We start from the raw sequence: 2,174 nt of genomic DNA, 5'->3' as shown, positions 1-2,174 counted from the left end.
GAATTGGGCCAAGCGAGGGGTGGTGCTGTTTCTGGGGGGGGATCAGTTTTTTGCCGTCTGGATTGCTCGCCGCTTGCGCTATCGGCTGGTGGTCTATGCTGAGCATCAACCCCGTTGGCGGCCTTGGGTACATGCTTTCGCCGTGCGAACCGAGGCAATCAAACGCCGCTACGATGGCGGACGGCTGCTGGGCCACCCTTGGGCCCACAAAATGCACGTTGTCGGGGATTTGATGGCGGATGGCGTAGCCAGCGCTGTCTATTTGCCGGGGGTGCCCCTTTCCGGCTGGCTTGGCAGCAGATCTCCTGCCGCTGCCTCCAAACCCACGGCAGGCTTTTCTTCCCCAACCCAAGCCTTTGGCCTGCTCCAAGATGCATCTCCCAGCTCCATCGGCGAGGGGGAGCCTGTAAGAACTGCGCCAGAGAGAGTGGGGAACCGCTTCACCGATGAAGAATTGCTACCGCGCGGCTGGCAGCGTCTGAGCGATGAGAACCGCACCCACTATCAGGTGGGGCTGCTCCCAGGCTCCAAGCCAGCCAAGCTCTCCTTGGGGGTGCCATTGGTGTTGGCTGTGGCCGATGAGCTGCGACAGATGCTGCCGAATGTCCGCTTTGTGATCCCGGTGGCCCCAGGACAAACCCCCCAGTCGTTGGCAGCCTATGCCCATCCCAAGCTCAATCCCGATATGGCTTTGATCTATGGCACCTCAGCCATTCTGGAGCAGACCAATCTGGGATCCCAGTTTGTTACCCCCTTTGGCAGCACGGTGCAATTGTGGACAAGCTTCCCTGCCTATTCTGTGCTGGCCAACTGTGATCTCTGTCTGACCACCATTGGCGCCAACACCGCCGAGCTGGCCTATTTGGGGGTGCCGATGGTTGTGGTGATCCCTACCAACAAGCTGGAGGCAATGCGCGCCTGGGATGGGATTCTTGGCCTGTTGACCCGCCTTCCAGGCTTGGGCACTTGGCTGGCCCGCGCCGTCAACAGAATTGCTCTGCGTTGGCTAGGTCACTTGGCTTGGCCGAACATCTGGGCGGGGCGAGAGGTGGTGCCAGAGTTGCGGGGCCACTTGCGCCCGGTGGCCGTGGCCGAGCAAATGCGAGTTCTGTTGGAAGATCCCCAGCGCCGTCAGCAAATGCAGACAGAACTGCAGCGGCTGGGGGGCAAGCCGGGAGCTGCCCAAGCTATTGGACAACTGGTGGCTCAACAGTTGGGTAAAGGCTAGGGCAGAAGGCAATTTGCTTGAGCTCGACCCAGTGGAGAGTTGCGCGAGGAGCTCCCTTGGCGCGATTGGAGATCTCTCCTTGCTGCCGGCAAAAAGTGCTAAAAGGGGAGTGGAGGTTCCTAAACGGAGACCATTCATGCTGACGGAGGCCGAGCAGTCGGCGGTGGAAAGCCCCAAAACGGGGGAGGGCAATTCTCTCCCTGCTGGCAAGCCGGAGCCAAAACTGGGGTTCTGGCAGCAATTTTGGGAGGATGTTGATTGTGTCTTCGATCGGGATCCGGCAGCACGCAATCGCTGGGAGGTCATCTTCACTTATCCCGGTGTGCATGCTCTGTTTTTGCACCGCATCGCCCACTGGCTGTGGAAACGGCGCTGGTTTTTCCTAGCGCGGCTGCTCAGCTTCTTGGCTCGTTCTTTCACATTGATTGAAATCCACCCGGCAGCCAAGATTGGGCGGCGCTTTTTCATTGACCACGGCTGTGGGGTGGTGATCGGTGAGACGGCAGAAATTGGTGATGATGTTACCCTCTACCACGGGGTCACCTTGGGGGGTACTTCCTGGAGCAAGGGCAAACGTCATCCCACCCTGGAAAACGGGGTGATTGTTGGCACGGGGGCCAAGATTCTGGGGCCGGTTCGCATTGGGGAAAAAGCTCGTATCGGAGCCAACGCGGTCGTGATTCAGGATGTAGCTCCCGGCATGACGGTGGTTGGGATCCCAGGCCGTGCGGTCATCCCGCCCCATCAGCGCCGCATCCCCGCCCATGGCATTGACCTGGATCACCATCTCATGCCTGACCCAGTGGGACGGGCTATCGAACAGTTGCTGCACCGTATCCAAGATCTGGAAGCCCAGGTGGCCCGCCTTAACCGGGAGCGGGAACAGGTCCGGCAGGATCAGGTGAGAGGCGAAGCAGAATATTCGTAAACTACCCGACCCTGACTG

Annotated in this window: 2 protein-coding genes; both read left to right on the top strand. The window is 59.8% G+C overall.

Annotation, left to right across the window (positions count from 1 at the left end; all coding sequences use genetic code 11):
• A partial coding sequence (locus NW819_RS01805) for a hypothetical protein (protein ID WP_414412716.1) occupies positions 1-1,228 on the top strand: 1,228 nt, incomplete at its 5' end.
• 136 nt (positions 1,229-1,364) lie between these two features.
• Entirely contained in the window at positions 1,365-2,156 is a 792-nt protein-coding gene (cysE, locus tag NW819_RS01800) for a serine O-acetyltransferase (RefSeq protein ID WP_414343630.1), read from the top strand.
• The last annotated feature ends 18 nt before the right edge of the window (positions 2,157-2,174 follow it).

Source organism: Synechococcus sp. R8-2, assembly GCF_047461715.1.
In the GTDB taxonomy this organism is placed as follows: Bacteria; Cyanobacteriota; Cyanobacteriia; order Thermostichales; family Thermostichaceae; genus Thermostichus.
Note: the sequence above shows the minus strand (reverse complement) of the source record. Positions and strands in the feature narration are given on the sequence as shown.